The organism is Bradyrhizobium sp. ERR14 (assembly GCF_014198235.1).
GTDB lineage: Bacteria > Pseudomonadota > Alphaproteobacteria > Rhizobiales > Xanthobacteraceae > Bradyrhizobium.
On the sequence record NZ_JACIHD010000019.1, the window covers coordinates 85992 to 102901 of the forward strand.

General features: G+C 64.7%; 18 protein-coding genes. 11 read left to right on the forward strand and 7 right to left on the reverse strand.

Annotation, left to right across the window (positions count from 1 at the left end; translation table 11 throughout):
- Nucleotides 1–11 precede the first annotated feature (11 nt).
- Nucleotides 12–386, reverse strand: a complete 375-nt coding sequence (locus GGD62_RS32845; RefSeq protein ID WP_028144036.1) for a PRC-barrel domain-containing protein — start codon at nt 384–386, stop codon at nt 12–14.
- A 141-nt stretch (nt 387–527) separates the two neighbouring features.
- Between GGD62_RS32845 and GGD62_RS32850 the strand changes: the two genes are divergently transcribed.
- From GGD62_RS32850 to GGD62_RS32880, 7 genes are all read left to right on the forward strand, one after another.
- Nucleotides 528–2324: a thiamine pyrophosphate-requiring protein gene (locus tag GGD62_RS32850; protein ID WP_018321729.1), complete on the forward strand. Its 1797-nt coding sequence runs from the start codon at nt 528–530 to the stop codon at nt 2322–2324.
- 8 nt (nt 2325–2332) lie between these two features.
- Nucleotides 2333–2560 carry a hypothetical protein gene (locus GGD62_RS32855; protein WP_018321730.1) on the forward strand — a complete coding sequence of 76 codons (228 nt, stop codon included), beginning with the start codon at nt 2333–2335 and terminating at the stop codon, nt 2558–2560.
- Between the two features lie 88 nt (nt 2561–2648).
- Complete coding sequence (locus GGD62_RS32860; protein WP_179735305.1) at nt 2649–3200, forward strand: DUF4142 domain-containing protein; 552 nt, start codon at nt 2649–2651, stop codon at nt 3198–3200.
- 208 nt (nt 3201–3408) lie between these two features.
- Nucleotides 3409–4299 carry an SDR family oxidoreductase gene (locus GGD62_RS32865; RefSeq protein WP_183712319.1) on the forward strand — a complete coding sequence of 297 codons (891 nt, stop codon included), beginning with the start codon at nt 3409–3411 and terminating at the stop codon, nt 4297–4299.
- A gap of 90 nt (nt 4300–4389) precedes the next feature.
- Nucleotides 4390–4968 carry a phosphatase PAP2 family protein gene (locus GGD62_RS32870; RefSeq protein WP_092262575.1) on the forward strand — a complete coding sequence of 193 codons (579 nt, stop codon included), beginning with the start codon at nt 4390–4392 and terminating at the stop codon, nt 4966–4968.
- Nucleotides 4965–5312 carry a DUF3147 family protein gene (locus tag GGD62_RS32875; RefSeq protein ID WP_183712321.1) on the forward strand — a complete coding sequence of 116 codons (348 nt, stop codon included), beginning with the start codon at nt 4965–4967 and terminating at the stop codon, nt 5310–5312. The genes GGD62_RS32870 and GGD62_RS32875 overlap by 4 nt, the downstream gene beginning before the upstream one ends.
- Nucleotides 5312–5797, forward strand: a complete 486-nt coding sequence (locus GGD62_RS32880; protein ID WP_183712323.1) for a hypothetical protein — start codon at nt 5312–5314, stop codon at nt 5795–5797. The genes GGD62_RS32875 and GGD62_RS32880 overlap by 1 nt, the downstream gene beginning before the upstream one ends.
- 148 nt (nt 5798–5945) lie before the next feature.
- Here the strand turns inward: GGD62_RS32880 and GGD62_RS32885 are convergent, their stop codons facing one another.
- Nucleotides 5946–6104 carry a hypothetical protein gene (locus GGD62_RS32885; RefSeq protein ID WP_018321736.1) on the reverse strand — a complete coding sequence of 53 codons (159 nt, stop codon included), beginning with the start codon at nt 6102–6104 and terminating at the stop codon, nt 5946–5948.
- A gap of 172 nt (nt 6105–6276) precedes the next feature.
- Between GGD62_RS32885 and GGD62_RS32890 the strand changes: the two genes are divergently transcribed.
- Nucleotides 6277–6525, forward strand: coding sequence for a hypothetical protein (locus GGD62_RS32890; RefSeq protein WP_183712325.1), 249 nt, complete (start codon nt 6277–6279; stop codon nt 6523–6525).
- Between the two features lie 255 nt (nt 6526–6780).
- Here GGD62_RS32890 and GGD62_RS32895 read toward each other — a convergent pair whose 3' ends face one another.
- The 3 genes from GGD62_RS32895 to GGD62_RS32900 all read right to left on the reverse strand — a co-directional run bounded on the left by GGD62_RS32895 (nt 6781) and on the right by GGD62_RS32900 (nt 7515).
- Nucleotides 6781–7002 carry a hypothetical protein gene (locus GGD62_RS32895; RefSeq protein WP_018321738.1) on the reverse strand — a complete coding sequence of 74 codons (222 nt, stop codon included), beginning with the start codon at nt 7000–7002 and terminating at the stop codon, nt 6781–6783.
- Nucleotides 7003–7071: 69 nt separating this feature from the next.
- The gene (locus GGD62_RS41585; RefSeq protein WP_256375115.1) at nt 7072–7203 is read right to left on the reverse strand and encodes a hypothetical protein; all 132 of its coding nucleotides are present in this window, start codon (nt 7201–7203) and stop codon (nt 7072–7074) included.
- A 117-nt stretch (nt 7204–7320) separates the two neighbouring features.
- Nucleotides 7321–7515 carry a hypothetical protein gene (locus GGD62_RS32900; RefSeq protein ID WP_092262557.1) on the reverse strand — a complete coding sequence of 65 codons (195 nt, stop codon included), beginning with the start codon at nt 7513–7515 and terminating at the stop codon, nt 7321–7323.
- A gap of 94 nt (nt 7516–7609) precedes the next feature.
- Here GGD62_RS32900 and GGD62_RS32905 point away from each other — a divergent pair, with 94 nt between their 5' ends.
- On the forward strand, nt 7610–8122 hold the full coding sequence (locus tag GGD62_RS32905) for a DUF4142 domain-containing protein (RefSeq protein ID WP_018321740.1): 513 nt from the start codon (nt 7610–7612) through the stop codon (nt 8120–8122).
- Between the two features lie 18 nt (nt 8123–8140).
- Here GGD62_RS32905 and GGD62_RS32910 read toward each other — a convergent pair whose 3' ends face one another.
- On the reverse strand, nt 8141–8434 hold the full coding sequence (locus GGD62_RS32910) for a hypothetical protein (protein WP_183712327.1): 294 nt from the start codon (nt 8432–8434) through the stop codon (nt 8141–8143).
- Nucleotides 8435–8710: 276 nt separating this feature from the next.
- On the opposite strand from GGD62_RS32910, the gene GGD62_RS32915 reads away from it, so the two are divergent.
- Both GGD62_RS32915 and GGD62_RS32920 read left to right on the forward strand, forming a co-directional pair.
- The gene (locus GGD62_RS32915; RefSeq protein WP_018321742.1) at nt 8711–15007 is read left to right on the forward strand and encodes a HAMP domain-containing protein; all 6297 of its coding nucleotides are present in this window, start codon (nt 8711–8713) and stop codon (nt 15005–15007) included.
- Between the two features lie 13 nt (nt 15008–15020).
- Nucleotides 15021–16508 carry an HWE histidine kinase domain-containing protein gene (locus GGD62_RS32920; protein WP_179735290.1) on the forward strand — a complete coding sequence of 496 codons (1488 nt, stop codon included), beginning with the start codon at nt 15021–15023 and terminating at the stop codon, nt 16506–16508.
- Nucleotides 16509–16605: 97 nt separating this feature from the next.
- On the opposite strand, the gene GGD62_RS32925 is transcribed toward GGD62_RS32920, so the two are convergent.
- Nucleotides 16606–16827, reverse strand: a complete 222-nt coding sequence (locus GGD62_RS32925; RefSeq protein ID WP_026202612.1) for a hypothetical protein — start codon at nt 16825–16827, stop codon at nt 16606–16608.
- Between the last annotated feature and the right edge of the window lie 83 nt (nt 16828–16910).

A 16910-nucleotide genomic window follows, 5' to 3' on the forward strand; every position in this document is an offset into this window, starting at 1 on the left:
TTCCGGGAACGTCAAGCGAAGGGAACACCGTAATAGGAGTTGATGCCGCGCACAGCTGCGTCATCACCCCAGTTCCAATCGCTTCGTTCGCCATATTTCGGGGCCCCTTCCAGTTCCTTGGTGGTGATGCCGGTGACATACCCGCCAAGCTCCGTGTCGTATTTCAGCGACTGCCAGGGCAACGGATAGTGGTCGTTGCCGAGGCCCAGGAATCCGCCGAAGCCGAGCACGGCGTAAGACACCCTGCCGCTGACCTTGTCGATCATCACGCGTTCGATCGAACCGATCCGGTTGCGGTCGGCGCCGTAGACCGACGTTCCCTCGACCTTGTCGCTGCCGATCAGCCGTCCCATCTCGCTGCGGCCCAGCTCGCCTTGATTCAGCATCTTAATCCTCCACTCAGCCAATATGAATCAACCGGATGAGCAAGCGATCGTTCCGGCGCAGATGTTCCCGGAAGCGGGCCAGGAACATCGCAGGGAAGGAGCCGTTCTCTGAACTTCACGCACAACCGAGAGCCACGCGCGATGTCCCAGACCGTCTCCGACTTCATCGTCCAGCGTCTGCATCAATGGGGCGTGCGACACATCTTCGGCTATCCCGGCGACGGCATCAACGGCGTGTTCGGCGCGATGAGCCGGGCCCAAGGCAAGGAAGAAGAGATCGGCTTCGTGCAGGCGCGGCACGAGGAGATGGCGGCATTCATGGCCAGCGCCTACGCAAAATTCTCTGGGCAACTCGGCGTCTGCATCGCGACCTCGGGCCCAGGTGCCTCGCATCTCATCACCGGGCTCTACGATGCGCTGCTCGATCACCAGCCGGTGCTGGCGATTGTCGGCCAGCAGGCCCGCAACGCTCTCGGCGGACACTATCAGCAGGAGCTCGACCTTCTCTCGATGTTCAAGGACGTCGCCGGCGCCTACGTCATGCAGGCATCCTCGCCTGCGCAAGTGCGACACCTGATCGACCGAGCGGTGCGGATCGCGCTGGCGCGGCGGACCCCGACCGTGATCATCCTGCCCAACGACCTGCAGGAAGAAGCCTTCGAGAGCCCCCCACGTGCACACGGCACGCTGCATTCCGGCATTGGTTACAGCGCGCCCAGCATCATGCCGCGTGAGGCCGATCTCGATCGCGCCGCGGAAGTTCTGAATGCCGGCAAGAAGGTCGCGATGCTCGTCGGCGCCGGCGCGCTTGGCGCCACCGACGAGGTGATCGCCGTCGCTGACCGGCTCTCGGCCGGCTGCGCCAAGGCGCTGCTCGGCAAGGCAGCGCTGCCCGACGACCTGCCGTGGGTCACCGGCTCGATCGGCCTGCTCGGCACCGAGCCCAGCTACAACATGATGATGGAATGCGACACGCTGCTGATGGTCGGCTCCGCCTTCCCCTACGCCGAGTTCCTGCCGAAGGAAGGCGCGGCGCGGGGCGTGCAGATCGACATCGACGCCGGCATGATGTCGATCCGCTTTCCCATGGAGGTAGGCCTCGTGGGCGACGCCGCCGAGACGCTGCGCGCTCTGTTGCCGCGGCTGAAACCCAAGAGCGACGGCGCCTGGCGCCAGGGTATCGAAGACGACGTCACGACATGGTGGAAAACGCTGGATGGCCGGGCACATCAGCCGGCAGCGCCGGTCAATCCGCAGCTCGTCGCCTGGGAATTGTCTCCGCGCCTGCCCGACCGCGCGATCATCACCAGCGATTCCGGCTCCTGCGCCAACTGGTTCGCCCGCGACCTGAAGATGCGGCGTGGCATGATCGCCTCGCTCTCCGGCGGCCTCGCCTCGATGGGCGCCGCAGTGCCCTATGCGCTCGCCGCGAAGTACGCCCATCCGGACCGTCCGGTGATCGCCCTCGTCGGCGACGGCGCGATGCAGATGAACAACATGGCCGAATTGATCACCGCCGCGAAATACTGGCGCTCGTGGCGCGACCCGCGCTTCATCGTCTGCGTCTTCAACAACGAGGATCTCAACCAGGTGACCTGGGAGCAGCGCATCATCAATGGCGATCCCAAATTCGAAGCCTCGCAGCGCATTCCCGACGTCTCCTATTCACGCTTCGCCGAGCTCATCGGCCTGCGCGGCATCTTCGTCGACAGCCCACAGCTGCTCGGCTCGGCCTGGGAGCAGGCGCTGGGAAGCGAGATGCCCGTCGTGCTGGAGGTGAAGACCGATCCCGAAGTGCCGCCGCTGCCGCCGCATATCACGCTTCAGCAGGCCAAGAACTTCTCGCTCGCCCTCTTGAAGGGTGATCCGAACGAAAGCGGGATGATCAAGGGAGCAGCGCGGCAGGTGCTCGAAACGATCCTGCCCGGAAAGCAATGAGGTCAACCATGAGCGACTTTCGCGACATCCAGCACGGCGTCAACGATCCCGTCGACGGCGTCGACGTGAAATACCATTTCAACGACAACAAGACTCCGCACGAGCGCGCGCAGCACCATGCCGATGTGCGTGCCGACGCCACGGCCGCCCCCGCCGAGCCGTTTCTGCCCGAGCGGCTTCGACGCAAACCGACCGATCCGATCAATCCGCGCACCGGGCGGAATCCGACGGATTAGTCGTTAGGAACCTCGGCGCATGCGACGTGTTGATCGGCGCAACACCGCGCGGCAAGAGGCCGCGCGCCCCACTCGGAGGGACCGAACCATGAAGCGTGCCATCATCGCCCTTGCCTGCGTGCTTGTCGCCGGGCCCGCGATCGCCCAGTCGCTGGGCGAGAAGACCGGCGTCAATTCGGCGCTCGGCGTCGCGCCAACGACTGCCGACTTCGTCAAGCAGGTCGCCATCAGCGACATGTTCGAGATCGAGTCGAGCAAGCTTGCCACGCAAAAGGGCAACGCGCAGGAGAAGAGCTTCGCGCAACAGATGGTGACCGACCACACCAAGACCAGCACCGAGCTCAAGGGCCTCGTCGGTGACGGCAAGGTGCAGGCGACCCTGCCGACGGCGCTCGACAGCTCGCACCAGAGCAAGCTCGACAAGCTCAAGAGTGCGAATGGCAAGGACTTCAGCTCGGACTACAACTCCTATCAGGTGAGCGCCCATGAGGATGCCGTGTCGCTGTTCGAGCGCTACGCCAAGGGCGGCGACAATTCCGCGCTGAAGGATTGGGCCGGCAAGACTCTGCCGGCGCTCAAGCACCATCTCGACATGGCCAAGGAGCTCGGCAAGGCGCCAAGCGTCGGCCAGACGAAGTAAACCTCGAACGCGGGCGCCGGCTTGGCCGGCGTCCTCTGCGTCCCGGCAACGATGCCTGTCTCCCGCGCGTTGCGATCACGGACGTCGCGGAGAGCATCGTGGCCCAGCAGGACAGGCCCCCAATATCCAGCCGGCACGTCGTTCGCGCCGCGAGCATGTCGCTCGCCGCGGCACGCTGGCGTCTTCGACCGCGAAAGGAGATCCGCACATGGCCGAGCAGCCGCTGATCGATCCCGTCGGCCGCTTTCCGAAGCCGCCGTTCAAAAAGCAGTCGCAGCCCTGGCCGGGCCTCGCCGGCAAGATGGAGCCGCGGCCGGACCATGGCGAGACCAGCTACAAGGGCTCCGGTCGGCTCGCCGGCCGCAAGGCGCTGATCACCGGCGGCGATTCCGGCATGGGCCGCGCCGCCGCCATTGCCTATGCGCGTGAAGGAGCCGACGTCGCCATCAATTACCTGGCGGCGGAAGAGCAGGATGCGCAGGAGGTGATCGCGCTGATCAAGAAGGAAGGTCGCACCGGGCTGGCGATCCCCGGCGATCTCCAGGAGGAAGCCTTCTGCAAAAGGCTGGTCGAGCAGACCGTGCAAGGTCTTGGCGGTCTCGACATCATCGTCAACAATGCCGCCCGGCAGCAGGCGCGCGCCTCCATCCTCGACGTCTCCTCGGAGGACTTCGACGCAACCATGAAGACCAACATCTACGCGCCATTCTGGATCATCAAGGCGGCGCTGCCGCATCTCAAGCCCGGATCCTGCATCATCGGCACGACCTCCGAGCAGGCTTACGATCCCTCGCCCGATCTCTACGATTATGCGCAGACCAAGGCAGCGACGATGAACTATGTGAAGGCACTGGCCAAGCAGCTGGCGTCGAAGGGCATCCGCGTCAACGGCGTGGCGCCCGGGCCGATCTGGACGCCGCTTCAGGTCTCCGGCGGCGCCACGATGGAGAAGCTCGAAAAATTCGGCGGCATGACGCCGCTCGGCCGCCCCGGCCAGCCGGTCGAGCTCGCCTCGATCTACGTGCAGCTTGCCGCCGCCGACGCCAGCTATGCGACCGGCCAGATTTACGGGGCGGCGGGTGGATCGGGGCAGCCTTAGCAGAGCTGGGACGCTCGCTGGAGCTCAGGAACCATCTTTGTCTCCAAGCTTTTACAAATCTGTCATGGAGGAAATATCGCCGGCTCACCGATGGCGCTCGTAACAGTCAAACCCACCCGGATCGATACGGCGATCGCGAACGAGATCGCACACAACACCAACTCGGGGCTCGAGCATACCACCCAGATATTGACCTGGGGGGCCGACGAGCATGTGCTCATCGCGCTGGCCGCTGCGGGATGGCTCTACACCCGGCTGCGGCACCCGCAGCAGCGTCCCGTTGCAGATCACGTTCTGATGGTCTCGCTGGCGACGGCCATACTGCCGCATGTTCTGAAGTCCGTGTTCGATCAGACCAGGCCGGACCGGCTGACCGTCACCGGCCATTGGCGCGGCGTCCCCTTCTCGGGGCGATCCCGCGACGCATTTCCCTCCGGTCACGCCGTGCATATGGGCGCGCTCGCCTCGGCGGCCGGCCTGTTGCCGCCTGCCCGGCGTCGGGCGGTCCGCGCCCTTGCCGTGGTGCTATCGTTGACGCGCGTCGTGGTGCTTGCGCATTGGGCCAGCGATGTGGTGGCGGGCTTTACGCTTGGCGTCGCCGTCGAGCGACTGTTCAGGCCGTTCACGCTGGCGAAACGGCGGCCTAAAGCCTCGCGGGTCCGGTCATGACCGAATATCTCCTGCGCTTCATCGCCGGCGGCCTGATCGTCTCTGCCTTCGCGATCCTGGGCGACATGCTGCGACCGAAGAGCTTTGCCGGCCTGCTCGGCGCGGCGCCGTCGGTCGCGCTGGCCACCCTCAGCATAGCCGTCGTCCAGCACGGCCCGCGATATGTCGCCGCCGAAAGCTGGACGATGATCTATGGTGCCATCGCACTCGGCTGCTACAGCCTCGTCGTCTGCCATCTCCTGATGAGGTTTCACTTCTCCGCTCTGCCAGCCACCACCCTCGCTTTTGCCGCATGGCTCGTCGTCGCCTTCACTCTGCTCGCGGGTTTCGGAGGTGCTGCCTGATGCTGGTCAAACTGTCTACATCGGCGCTCAAACAGACGCGGTGGTACGAGTATGGTATCCGCTTTCTGCTCGGCGGACTGGCGACCGTCCTCGCGGGGGCCGTGACCACAGGTTTCGGCGTCTCCGTCGGCGGCCTCTTCCTCGCGCTCCCCGCCATCTTCTGCGCCAGCGCAACGCTGATCGAAAGCCATGAGCGCCGCGCCAAGGAAAAGGCCGGCCTCAGCGGAGACAGACGCGGGCAGCAGGCCGCGGCGCTCGATGCCGCCGGTGCCGGCCTGGGAAGCATCGGCCTGGCGGCATTTGCTGCAGTCTTTTACGTCGTGGTTTCGACAACCGTGATCGGCGCATTCGTGGCCGCCATCCTGGTATGGGCGGCCGTGTCGGTGTCGGCGTGGTGGCTGCGACGAAAGCTTCGCATCACCTCGCGCACCACGCAGACCGAACCCATGGGGCCATCAGCGAGGGGCCGCGGCCTCTTCCCGTAGCTTCAGAAAACCATACATTTCGGCGGCCGTCTGAAGCTGATCGATGCGCGCCAGAATAACGTCACGCTGGCGGCCGTCCGCCAAGCCCGACAGTTCGTGCTCCAGCCGCAGCTTCTGCGCCCCGAGACGCTGCTCGAATGTATGTGGCTCAGATCGTCTTCGCATCTTCCGTCCTCGGTGGCTGCAGCCCCGGGCTGTTGGCCCAGCGCTCGACTTGTTCGATGACCTTCTGGTGGCTGGGACGCACCGGCTTGGGAGCTTCCGGCTCTTCGGAAAGCTTTCGGGGCAACCTGACTTCGTCCGTCATGGCTTCTCTCCCTTTCCAAGAGAATGCGCCACCGCCAAAGTCGTTTCAATAATAACCTATTGATTTTGCTATATTTTCCTACTCATTTGGCGTCTTTTTCGACTCTTGTGGAACTCCCGCCAAGTTAGTTTGTTGAGTAACCTACTCAACCTACTCAATTGCGTGATCGACCATGAACGACCTTCGCGCCGAGCGCCTTCAGGTCATGCTCTCGCCGGACGAGTTGGCCGCCGTTGACGATTTCCGGTTCAAGCATCGCATGCCGACCCGAGCGGCAGCGGTCCGCGAACTGCTCAAGTTCGGACTGGCCGCCGTCGGCGTCGACGCAGGTGCGGGTGTGAAGTCGAGCAGCTTTGGCGTGTTCGGGCGCGGACCCGACGGACATACGCAGGAAGATCCCGAGAACGGCACCGGGGGCTGACTCGCAAGAACCGTCCATAAGCGAACGACCCCGGCACGGTGGGTGCCAGGGCCGTCCTTGGAGATTGCTTCCGGCGCACCGGGGGCATGACAACCGGAAGCAACCTGTCGACGCCTCGCGCGAGGATTTGTTCCTCACGCTAATCCGTTGCGTCTAAAGCGCGACGCGATGAGGATGAATCGTCATCGCGCTTTAGATTGTTGTTTAGGCATAATCCTTTCCGGAAGACCGCTGCGCGCTTCTCCGGATCATGCTTTAGCCGCTCGGCGCGTCGCCGGAATCGTCCGGCGTCATGCCTGAGCCCGGGGTCTTGCTGTTGTCGTTCAGCTTGGGATCGCGCGTCGCCTCTCGCGACGGTGAGCCTTTCGAACCCGCCTTTTGCGGATCCGCCTTGTGCACGGACTGCGCGCGCTGCTTGTCGCGCGGCTGCTCCTCCGCCCGCTTGTCCTTGACGATGCCGTGGTCGGAATGGGCCATGATGTGCTTCGCCTCTCCTGATGTGTCGAAGCGGTTACGCACTACGGCGTCGAATGTTCCGGCGCGGCGCTAGCTGTGCGCCGCGTGGATTGGAGCCGATGCCTTCTCCAGATGAACCTGGCGCACCGTCGTCACCGTCGCGAACGCAACCGAGACACCAAAGGCGAGAATGAGTGAAAGAAGAGCAAGACGTGGAGCCATCACAAAACCTCCTTCTGGAAGCGAAAACCAACGCGATCGACTATTCCCGGATCATCCTCGATTGGTCACTTGTGTTCCGTGAGCGGTCTCACACGCGGATTCACGAAGAGAGGGCCCTCACGCATCCTGCTTTTGAGGGAAACGGACCACGACGGGCGGAATTTCGCCATCAAGCCAATCCTGCTCGTGAGCAAGCGCCGTCCAGGCGTCCGCCATGCGCGAAAAGCGCTTATGAGCGGGTTGTCCCTCGGCGCGCTCAGCGAGCTGAAGACAGTTGTCGGCATTATCCCTGAAGATGTCAGACTGTTTCATGTTGAAGACGTGGGGACGGAACTCTCGCGTCGCAACCCGCTTTCCGGATCGTAATGTTCAGGGAACTTCGCACGCGATTCGCTGTTTGATATCGATGCGAGTTCCTGTCGCGATCGTCCTGGCATTCATCAGCACCGCCGCGCTTGCCGACAGCACTGGTGAACGAAAGTCTGGCGACCGCCCTCCGAGCGCGACCGACGTCATCAGCGGCCTCTATGATTTCAGCCGCTTCCAGCAGGGCCTCCTGGAGAGCACCGATCTGAAGGGCAACGCCGAGGTCAAGAACCTCGCCGCCTTGCGTGCCGAGGAAGCTGCCAAGCGCGACAAGGCGCTGAAGCAGATCCAGGAGGCGATCGGCGCGGAGCCGCGCGTCGGCAAGACGACGTCCGTCGGCGCCAGCCTGATCGAGCCCGAAACCTCGGACGGACCGACTTACGTCCGAAGCTTCTATGCCTCGCAGATTCCGGAATACGAATCGGCCATCAAGCTGCTCGAAAGCTACCTGAAGGCGCCCGACAATGCGGCGCTCGCAACGTTTGCGCGCGAGCAGCTCCCGATGCTGCGCGCGCAGGTCAAGAACGCCGAGCGCACCATGGCGGACAAGTAGCCTCGTTACTTGGAGTTCTTACTTGGAGTTCGGATGATGTTGCTGGCTCTGCGGCCGCACGGTGCGATCGCTCTCCGGCATCTTGTCCCGACCCGCATCGCCATTGTCATCCTTGCCGCCCGAAGATGAGGTGCCGCTTCTGCTCGGGTTCGACCGGGTCGCTGCCCCCGTGGTCGGTGAATCCGCCTTCGGGCTGGCGGAGCTCGCGGCGGGATCGCCGGTCACCGCCCCGCGGCCGCTGGGCGCTCCGCCCTGCGCCAAGGCTGACCCGGCAAACAGCATGACGACGATCGCAGCAAGTCCTGCTGTCATATCCCTTCTCCCTGTTTTGGGGCTAACCGCGAGGCTCGGCGCTCCGTTCCGAAGGGGCCTTCCGGGGACCGACAATGGGGCGGGTCGCCGATGCCGTTTCTTTTTTGAACCCCAATGGAACCAATTCAGCGGATTGCGGTTATTGCCGTCGGGCTGAGCAAGACAGGTTCCATACCTCGCGTCACACGTTGGCGCTTGATTTCGAATTTGGCTGACGCTCTATTTTGACAATTGCGTCTTGCCGTGGATTCGGCCGACACCTGCGGGGGAATCAGTATGAGCGACCTCGATCCCGGATCTGCATCACGGTCCGGTCGTCGCGTCCCAAAGCCAAAACCCAACGGTGTATCGGATCCGGATTCCCGGGCCGAATTGCTGCTCGCCCTGCAGGCCATGCGCAGCGGCGATTTCTCCGTCCGGATGAGCGGCGACTATCTCGGCATCGACGGCAAGATCGCCGACACTTTTAATGAAATCATCGCCGCCAACCAGCGCATGGCGCAGCAGCTCGAGCTGGTCGGCCAGGTGGTCGGCCGCGAAGGCAAGACGCGCCAGCGCGTGAAATTCGGCCTCGCCTCCGGCTCCTGGGCCGACATGGAAGGCTCCGTCAACACGCTGATCGACGACCTGCTGTGGCCGACCCGCGAGGTGACGCGTGCGGTCGCCGCGGTGGCGCAAGGCGACCTGCTTCAGACCGTCAAGCTCGACGTCGATGGCCGTCCGCTCCGGGGCGAATTCCTGCAGTCGGCGACCATCGTAAACACCATGATCAAGCAGCTCGGCGTGTTCACCTCCGAGGTGACGCGCGTGGCGCGCGAGGTCGGCACCGAAGGCAAGCTCGGCGGCCAGGCCCAGGTGCCTGAGGTGACCGGCGTCTGGAAGGACCTTACCGAGAGCGTCAACTCGATGGCGAACAACCTGACCAACCAGGTTCGCAACATCGCCGAGGTGACGATCGCGGTCGCCAACGGCGACCTCTCCAAGAAGATCACGGTCGACGTCCGCGGCGAGATCCTTCAGCTCAAGGAAGCCATCAACACGATGGTGGACCAGCTCCGCTCCTTCGCCTCCGAAGTGACGCGCGTGGCGCGCGAGGTCGGCACCGACGGCAAGCTCGGCGGCCAGGCGATCGTGCCCGGCGTCGCCGGCACCTGGAAGGACCTGACCGACTCCGTCAACGCGATGTGCGGCAACCTGACCGCGCAGGTCCGCAACATCGCCAACGTCACCACCGCCGTGGCGCGCGGCGACCTGTCGCGCAAGATCACGGTGGACGTGCGCGGCGAGATCCTGGAGCTGAAGGACACCATCAATACCATGGTGGACCAGCTCAACTCGTTCGCCTCGGAAGTGACGCGCGTGGCGCGCGAGGTCGGCACCGAAGGCAAGCTCGGCGGCCAGGCGCAGGTGCCTGGCGTCGCCGGCACCTGGAAGGACCTCACCGACAACGTCAACTTCATGGCCTCGAACCTGACGGCGCAGGTCCGCAACATCGCCGACGTCGCCACCGCCATCGCGAGCGGCGACCTCTCGAAGAAGATCACGGTGAACGTCTCGGGCGAAATCCTTCAGCTGAAGGAGACGCTCAACACCATGGTCGACCAGCTCAACGCCTTTGCCGGCGAAGTGACGCGCGTTGCACGCGAGGTCGGCACCGAGGGCCGGCTCGGCGGCCAAGCCAACGTGCTCGGCGTCGCCGGCACCTGGAAGGACCTCACCGAAAGCGTCAACTCGATGGCGTCGAACCTGACCGCCCAGGTCCGCAACATCGCCGAGGTGACCACCGCGGTCGCCGGCGGCGACCTGTCGAAGAAGATCACGGTGGACGTGCGCGGTGAGATCCTGGAGCTGAAGGACACCATCAACACCATGGTGGACCAGCTCAACGCCTTCGCCGGCGAGGTCACGCGCGTCGCGCGCGAGGTCGGCACCGAAGGCAAGCTCGGCGGCCAGGCCGTCGTGCGCGGCGTCGGCGGCACCTGGAAGGACCTCACCGACAGCGTCAACTCGATGGCCTCGAACCTCACCGGCCAGGTCCGCAACATCGCCGAGGTCGCGACCGCGGTCGCCAAGGGCGATCTGTCGAAGAAGATCACGGTGAACGTGTCGGGCGAAATCCTTCAGCTGAAGGAAACGCTCAACACCATGGTCGACCAGCTCAACGCCTTCGCCGGCGAAGTCACGCGCGTCGCCCGCGAGGTCGGCACCGACGGCAAGCTCGGCGGCCAGGCCGGCGTGCCCGGCGTTGCCGGCACCTGGAAGGACTTGACCGACTCCGTGAACTCGATGGCGGGCAACCTCACCGCCCAGGTCCGCAACATCGCCGAGGTCGCGACCGCGATCGCCGGCGGCGACCTGTCGCGCAAGATCACCGTGGACGTGCGCGGCGAGATCCTGCAGCTCAAGGACACGCTGAACACGATGGTCGACCAGCTCAACCGCTTCGCGGGCGAGGTGACGCGCGTGGCGCGCGAGGTCGGCACCGAAGGCCGCCTCGGCGGCCAGGCCAACGTGCCGGGCGTCGCCGGCACCTGGAAGGACTTGACCGACTCCGTGAACTCAATGGCCGGCAACCTCACCGCCCAGGTCCGCAACATCGCCGAAGTGACCACCGCCGTGGCGCGCGGCGACCTGTCGCGCAAGATCACCGTCGACGTGAAGGGCGAAATCCTCGAGCTGAAGAACACCATCAACACCATGGTGGACCAGCTCAACGGCTTTGCCGGCGAAGTCACGCGCGTGGCGCGCGAGGTCGGCACCGAAGGCAAGCTCGGCGGCCAGGCCGAAGTGCCCGGCGTCGCCGGCACCTGGAAGGACCTCACCGACAACGTCAACTTCATGGCCTCGAACCTCACGGCCCAGGTCCGCAACATCGCGGAGGTCGCGACCGCGATCGCCGGCGGCGACCTGTCGAAGAAGATCACGGTGGACGTGCGCGGCGAGATCCTGCTGCTCAAGGACACCTTGAACACCATGGTCGAGCAGCTGCGCTCCTTCGCCGCCGAAGTGACGCGCGTGGCGCGCGAGGTCGGCACCGAAGGCCGGCTCGGCGGTCAGGCCGTCGTGCCCGGCGTCGGCGGCACCTGGAAGGATCTCACCGACAACGTCAACCTGCTGGCGGCGAACCTCACCACCCAGGTCCGCAACATCGCCGAAGTGACCACGGCGGTCGCGCGCGGTGACTTGTCCCGCAAGATCACCGTCGACGTGAAGGGCGAAATCCTCGAGCTGAAGAACACCATCAACACCATGGTGGACCAGCTCAACGCCTTCGCCGGCGAAGTCACGCGCGTGGCGCGCGAGGTCGGCACCGAGGGCGAGCTCGGCGGCCAGGCCCAGGTGCCCGGCGTCGCCGGCACCTGGAAGGATCTCACCGACACCGTCAACTTCATGGCGGCGAACCTGACCGAGCAGGTCCGCGGCATCGTCAAGGTTGTGACCGCGGTCGCCAACGGCGACCTCAAGCAGAACCTCACTGTGAAATCCAAGGGCGAAGTCGCCGCTCTCGCCGATACCATCAACAACATGACCGAGACGCTCGCGACCTTCGCCGACCAGGTGACGTCAGTGGCACGCGAGGTCGGCGTCGAAGGCCGGCTCGGCGGCCAGGCCGACGTGCCCCGCGCCGCCGGCACCTGGAAGGACCTCACTGGTAACGTCAACCTGCTCGCGGCCAACCTCACCTCGCAGGTGCGCGCGATCGCGGAAGTCGCGACCGCCGTGACCAAAGGCGATCTGACGCGGTCGATCCAGGTCGACGCCCGCGGCGAGCTCGCCGAGCTGAAAGACAACATCAACACGATGATCACGAACCTCCGTCTCACGACGGACGTGAACACGGAGCAGGACTGGCTGAAGACCAACCTCGCCAAATTCACCAACATGCTGCAAGGCCAGCGCGACCTCACCACGGTAGGCCGGCTGCTGCTCACCGAGCTGTCGCCGCTGGTGAACGCCCATACCGGCGTGATCTACCAGGTCGAGAGCGAGGACAATCCGCAGCTCCTGCTGCTGGCCTCCTATGCCAGTGACGGCATCTACCCGTATCAGCGCGTGCTGCAGTTCGGCGACGGCTTGATCGGCCAGTGCGCGCTCGACAAGCGGCCGCGCGTGGTCGCCGACATTCCGTCCGACGCGGTGCCGATCAACTCGGCGCTGTTCCGGGTCGCGCCGAAGAACCTCGTCGTGCTACCGGTGCTGTTCGAGGGCCAGGTCAAGGCCGTGATCGAGCTCGCCTCGCTCGTCTCCTTCACGACCTCGCAGATGACTTTCCTGGAGCAGCTCACCGACTCCATCGGCATCGTGCTCAATTCGATCGAAGCGACCATGCAGACCGAAGGCCTGCTCAAGCAGTCACAGCAGCTTGCCGGCGAACTCCAGACCCAGCAGCGCGAATTGCAGCAGACCAACGACCAGCTCGAACAGAAGGCACAGCAGCTCGCCGAGCGCAACGTCGAGGTCGAGCGCAAGAATCAGGAGATCGAGCAGGCCCGCCGCGCCCTCGAGGAAAAGGCGACCGAGCTCGCGCTGACCTCGAAGTACAAGTCCGAATTCCTCGCCAATATGAGCCACGAGCTGCGCACGCCGCTGAACTCGATCCTGATCCTGGGACAGCAGCTCACCGACAATCCGGACGGCAACCTCTCGGCCAAGCAGGTCGAATTCGCCCGCACCATCCACGGCGCCGGCACCGACCTGCTCAATCTGATCAGCGACATTCTGGATCTGTCCAAGATCGAATCCGGCACGGTGACGGTCGACGCCGAGGAAATCCTGACCGCGAACCTGCTGGAGACCGTCGGACGGCCGTTCCGGCATGAGGCGGACAACCGCAATCTGTCATTCAAGATCGACGTCGATCCGGCCCTCCCACGCAGCATCGTCACCGACTCCAAACGCCTGCAACAGGTGCTGAAGAACCTGCTCTCCAACGCCTTCAAGTTCACCGCCGAAGGCGAGGTGCGCCTCAATGTCGCCGCCGCGGTCGGCGGCTGGGGAACGGATCATCCGGTACTGAACTCCGCGCCGGCGGTGATCGCGTTCGAAGTGTCCGACACCGGCATCGGCATTCCCCTGGAGAAGCAGAAGCTGATCTTCGAGGCGTTCCAGCAGGCCGACGCCGGCACCAGCCGGAAATATGGCGGCACCGGCCTTGGGCTTGCGATCAGTCGCGAACTGGCAAGCCTGCTCGGCGGCGAGATTCATCTGCGCAGCTCGCCAGGCAAGGGCTCGTCGTTCACGCTGTATCTGCCGCTCAAATATTCCGGCCCGACGCTCGCGCCGCGCGCCGCACCCGCGCCGCAGCAATACAACCAGCCGCCGGCGCTGCAGCCGGCCGCGCCGGAGCAGCAGCGCGTCATCGAGCAGCTTCCCGACGACCGGCTCAACCTCGAGCCTGGCGACAGCATCCTCCTGATCGTCGAGGACGACCCGCATTATGCACGTGTGCTGGTCGACCTCGCGCGCGACAAGGGATTCAAGGTCCTGGTCGCCGGCCGCGGCGCCGAGGCGCTGGAGCTTGCCAAGCAGTACCAGCCGAGAGCAGTCTCGCTCGACGTGTTCCTGCCTGACATGCTCGGCTGGACCGTGCTGAGCCAGCTCAAGCACAATCCTCTGACGCGCCACATCCCCGTGCAGATCATCACGCTCGACGAGGACCGCCAGCATGCGCTGGCCCGTGGCGCGTTCTCCTTCGTCAACAAGCCGACGACGACCGAAGGCGTCTCGGCCGCGCTGACGCAGATCAAGGAATATGCGCGTCCCAGGCGTAAGCGGCTCCTGATCGTCGAGGACAACGAGGCCGAGCAGCTTTCGATCCGCGAGCTGCTGCACCACGACGACATCGAGATCGTGACCACCGACACCGGCGCCGGCGCGCTGTCGACGCTGCGCGAGGCGCCCTGCGACTGCGTGGTGCTCGACCTCCGGCTGCCCGACATGAGCGGCTTCGAGGTGCTGGACCAGATCCGCAACGACGAGGCGCTGTCCAACGTTCCGGTCGTCGTCTTCACCGGCCGCGAGCTTTCGGCGGAGGAGGATGCGGAACTCCACACCATGGCGCGCAGCATCGTGGTCAAGGGCGTGGAATCGCCCGAACGCCTGCTCGACGAGACCGCGCTGTTCCTGCACCGCGTGATCACGGAGCTTCCGGTCGAGAAGCAGCGCATGCTGGAGAAGCTGAACAGTTCCGACGAGGATTTGATCGGCAAGACCGCGCTTCTCGTCGACGACGACGCCCGCAACATCTTCGCGCTGTCGAGCGTGCTGGAACGGCGCGGCATGAAGGTGCTGACCGCCACGACCGGCAGTGAAGCCGTCACCCTGGTCGAATCCAATCCGGAGATCGCCATCGTTCTGATGGACATCATGATGCCGCAGATGGATGGCTACCAGACCATCGGCGTCATTCGCGAAAACCCGGCCTTCGCCCGCCTTCCGATCATCGCGCTGACCGCCAAGGCGATGAAGGGTGACCGGGAAAAGTGCCTCGAAGCCGGCGCGTCCGATTACCTCGCCAAACCCGTCAACACCGATCAATTGCTGCTTGCGATCCGCATGTGGCTGCACCGCTGAGTTGGGCCCGCGAATGGACCACGAAAAGGTCAACATCCTGCTCGTCGACGACCAGCCGGCCAAGCTGCTCGCCTATGAGGTGATCCTGAAGGAACTCGGCGAGAACCTCGTGATCGCTTCGTCCGGACGCGAGGCGCTGGAGGTGCTGCTCAAGACCGAGATCGCGGTGATCCTGGTCGACGTCTGCATGCCCGAGCTCGACGGCTTCGAGCTCGCCGCGATGATCCGCGAGCATCCGCGCTTCCAGAAGACCGCGATGATCTTCATCTCCGCCATCCAGGTCAGCGACATCGACCGGTTGCGCGGCTACGAGATGGGCGCGGTCGACTACGTGCCGGTCCCGGTCGTGCCGGAGGTGCTGCGCGCCAAGATCAAGGTGTTTGCCGAGCTGTACCGCAAGACCCGCGAGCTGGAACGGCTGAACCAGGAGCTCGAGGACCGCGTCCGCGCGCGCACCGCGGAACTGGAGAACTCCACCGCGAAGTTGCGCGAGAGCGAGCAGCGGCGCAGCATGGCCATCGCCGCCGGCAAGATGGGCTCCTGGGATTGGGACTGGATCAGCGGCGACTGGATGTGGGACGAGGGGCAATATCGCATCTTTGGCGTCGGCCCGGAGAGCTTCGAGGTCAATCCGGCCAACGTTCAGGCGCTGTTGCATCCCGACGACGTCGATCAGTTGCGCAAGGCGATCGCCGAGTTCAACAAGGGCACGCGGGCCTATGAGACCGAGTTTCGCATTGTACGGCCCGACGGCGAGGTGCGCTGGTGCGTCGGCACGGCGGCCGCGACGGTCGACGACAGCGGTCGTGTCGTGCGCGTGAGCGGTGTCACCGTGGACATCACCGAACGCAAGCGAGCCGAGGAACGGCAGAATCTGCTGGCGCGGGAAGTCGATCATCGCGCCAAGAATGCGCTGGCGCTGGCGCAGTCCATCGTGCGCCTCACCCGTGCCGACGAGGTCAAGGCCTATGTCAATGCCGTCGAGGGGCGCATCAATGCGCTGGCGCGCGTGCACACCATCCTGTCGCTATCGAGCTGGCAGGGCGCGGAGCTATCCAAGCTGATCGACGAGGAGCTTGCGCCCTATTCGCTCGGCGGCCAGATCGTATTGGCGGGTCCGGAGGTCCAGTTGGTGCCGGCGACGGCTCAGACGCTGGCGCTCGCGTTGCACGAGCTCTTCACCAACTCGGCCAAGTATGGCGCACTCTCGACCAGGTCGGGACGGCTCATGATCGGCTGGCAGGTCGAGGACCAGCTGCTGACGCTGAGGTGGGAAGAGTCCGGCGGTCCGCTCGTCATGACCCCGAAATCTCGCGGCTTCGGCACGCGGAGCCTGCTTGCGAGCGTCGAGTCCCAGCTCGGTGGACAGGCGCAATTCGATTGGCGAGCCGAAGGACTGTTGTGCCGCCTCGAGGTGCCGCTGACACGCAAGACGGCGACGACCGCACCCGGAAAATTCGACGCCCCCGGCTCCGCCGAATTGCAACGCGCCTCGGGCTGAAGCGCGATGCGATCAGGATGAATCGTCATCGCGCTTTAGGTCGTCATTCGAGCATGATCTTTTCGGAAAACCGCTGCGCACTTTTCCGGATCATGCTTTAGCCCGACGCCGCCATCCTGGTTTGCCGCGCCGGCCGCGCTTCCTCGGCAAGGCGGCCTTCGAGCCAGGCTTCCGTCTGAGCGAGATCGCGTAGCGCCCTCGCGTAGCGGCGGGCCGCACTTCGCTCCGCGCCGCGCGGCAGTTTGCGGGCCTTGCGCAGCATGTCCGCAGCCGCGTTGCGATAGGCCAGCGAGCGGTAAAGAAAGACTACCTTACCCATATCGAATGTTCCCGTTTTGCCGACGCTTATCCTCGCAGGCCCGGCATGAACGTCGGATGAAGCCGGTGATGACAATTCCTTCA